The sequence below is a fragment of the Pseudorhodobacter antarcticus genome (genome assembly GCF_900110135.1).
Lineage (GTDB): Bacteria > Pseudomonadota > Alphaproteobacteria > Rhodobacterales > Rhodobacteraceae > Pseudorhodobacter > Pseudorhodobacter antarcticus.
Genome location: NZ_FOCO01000104.1, coordinates 1 through 1,869 on the forward strand (window position 1 = coordinate 1; position 1,869 = coordinate 1,869).

A 1,869-nucleotide genomic window follows, 5' to 3' on the forward strand; every position below is an offset into this window, starting at 1 on the left:
CAACACTCTGTCAGTTGAAGGTCGCTGACGCGCTTTGGGCGGAACCTGCTATCCCGTTGCCGCGAAAACAGTCAAAAATCGAGGTGCCCTTAAGACAGCCTAAAGCTCAACAGCAGGTATGAGTAGAACAGGCCAGCGCCGCATCAAGGCCGCGAAGTTCCCAGCCGTCAAAAGCCTCGACAGCTTCGATTTCAAGGCAATCCCCAAGCTCAACAAGATGCAGGTGGTGGAACTCGCCCGCTGCGAATGACCTTACGGCTTATAGGTCGCGCGGCGTGAGACCGTCATCCCCCTGGGGCCCAAGTGGGCACCTGCAAGGCCCATTTCGTCCTCGGGCTTGGGCTGGCGGGCTGCCAGAAGGGCATGTCGGTCAGCTTCACCACCGCCACCTCGCTGATCACCAGCAAGCTGCCATTCGATGAATGGACCGAAACCTTCGGCACCGAGCGCCTGACTGGCACATTGTTCGATCGGTTAACTATCGCCGACATCAAGGCGGTGTACATGATCCGAAAAGGCCAGTTCGGCCTTAACTGTATTTCCCCATTCCAGCAGTTTGCCAAACTTACTGCATAATAGGGTCTAAAAGTTGGACGTACTCAATATGATACCAGGCTTGCGACATAGCCGTAGCAAATACTTTGAAAAGTTTGGAATTTGACCGTCAGGTTGCCCTGAGCCTTCTACGGCAGTATCAATTACAGTAAATGACTCTCCGCCGCCCGCTCGCACATGCCGCCACGCCGCGCGAGACGAACCTTCAAATACAAATCCACGACTAAAATTTCCCGCCCTCCCTGAAAACAGAAAGGGCCAAAGTGGCAACATTTTACATTGCTCGCAGCGAGATTATCACGCCACTTCCTTGGTCCACTTTTGCATTGCCGTTCTCAGGTGGTTTTTGCGTGCCATCGGTGTAGCAAATGAGCGCACCCAAGGGGACTGCGTTGATGATCAGACTTGCAGACATGATTTCTCCTTCTGCGTGGTAGGTTTCACACGCATCACATTGATATTATTATGTTTAATGTAAATGAGGGCGGTTTTTCCGCCTTCTGGGGCTTCAGATCACTCTGCGGCCATCATCTCAGCGGCGTCCGCAGGCAAATCCGCCATTAAGAAGTCAAGCAAGTCGATGCTCTCGACAGATTCAGAAGCGTCTTCAACCGGCTCACCGTCCCCTGCCCCGCTGTCTGCATCGAGATCAACATGGCGCAGTACCTCGGGCGACCATCCAGAGCCTTTGAGCAGACGCTCGGCCTCGATTGCCATTTCACCCTTCTTCAGATGGTCCAACAGCTGGGCCGTGCCGTCGCCTTTCGCTTCACGTACCGCTTCCAAGATACGAGCCTTGGGAACCCGGTTGAGGTAGGTATCGACGGTCGGCTCCCAACCGGCTTCCACCATATCGAGGCCAACGGCATTAGCGACCATATCCGACTGCGCCATGCGCTTGGACAGGCCCGACGCAGAAATACCGGCGCCGCAAGGGTTCACCCGCTCGTGCAAGGCATTCATCCCAAAGCTCAAGCAATGCGCCAGCAGAGCCAAACGGCTTGTTTGGTCAAGTCCTAAGAGGTAGTTCTCAGAGAATGACATCATCACCCAGTGGCAGATCCGCCTCCCAACTCGCATGCCGATCATCGACGGCCTGGGCTTCGGGACTATCCTTCAGGTCGGGGGCTTGAGCGGAGAGGTAAACCTGCCGCACAGACGCCTCAAGACAACTGCCTGAAGCCCCAGCGCTCCGAAACGTGTCATTGACCAGTTTCACCGTATCCGTCCGGTCTGACCGCCCTGCCTGCGTGATAGAGTGGGTGATAGTGTCCACCATCGATAGTGGACATCTTGAGGTTAGTTATGGCGGGG

General features: G+C 55.3%; 1 protein-coding gene and 2 pseudogenes. 1 reads left to right on the plus strand and 2 read right to left on the minus strand.

The window, feature by feature from the left end:
* Window positions 1-124 precede the first annotated feature (124 nt).
* Window positions 125-480 (plus strand): annotated as a pseudogene (locus BMY36_RS19365) (ATP-binding protein); the annotation flags it as partial.
* A gap of 349 nt (window positions 481-829) precedes the next feature.
* On the opposite strand, the gene BMY36_RS20155 reads toward BMY36_RS19365, so the two are convergent.
* Window positions 830-970 (minus strand): UCP036055 family protein, encoded by a 141-nt coding sequence (locus BMY36_RS20155; RefSeq protein ID WP_156215235.1) that lies wholly within the window; start codon window positions 968-970, stop codon window positions 830-832.
* 98 nt (window positions 971-1,068) lie between these two features.
* Window positions 1,069-1,774 (minus strand): annotated as a pseudogene (locus tag BMY36_RS19055) (DNA-binding protein); the annotation flags it as partial.
* Between the last annotated feature and the right edge of the window lie 95 nt (window positions 1,775-1,869).